We start from the raw sequence: 294 nt of genomic DNA, 5'->3' as shown, positions 1-294 counted from the left end.
AGTAGTCATGGTCACGAGCCAGATGTGCTGGCCGCCGCGGGTGGCCAGCTTGCCGTGCAGGTGGCCCTGGCGCACCCAGCGATAGGCGGTGTGGCGATGGATCCCGAGGCGTTCGGCTGCCTCGTGAAGGGTCCACTCGGCCCCGGGCTGGCGCGGCACGGACCGGCTCCAGATCGGCCTGCCGGCGGTCATGCCGTGGCGGAACATCAGACGCTGGATCATCCCCGCCTCGAAAGCCGGGCGCTTGGGCGGGTGCCAGCCGGCGGCGTTCAGCGCCTCGGCGATGCTGGCGGC

Annotated in this window: 1 protein-coding gene; it reads right to left on the bottom strand. The window is 72.1% G+C overall.

Annotated elements, in window-relative coordinates; translation table 11 throughout:
* A partial coding sequence (locus Q7A36_RS41295) for a helix-turn-helix domain-containing protein (protein ID WP_305109554.1) occupies window positions 1-294 on the bottom strand: 294 nt, incomplete at both ends.

This window comes from Paracraurococcus lichenis, assembly GCF_030657435.1.
In the GTDB taxonomy this organism is placed as follows: Bacteria; Pseudomonadota; Alphaproteobacteria; order Acetobacterales; family Acetobacteraceae; genus Paracraurococcus; species Paracraurococcus lichenis.
Note: the sequence above shows the minus strand (reverse complement) of the source record. Positions and strands in the feature narration are given on the sequence as shown.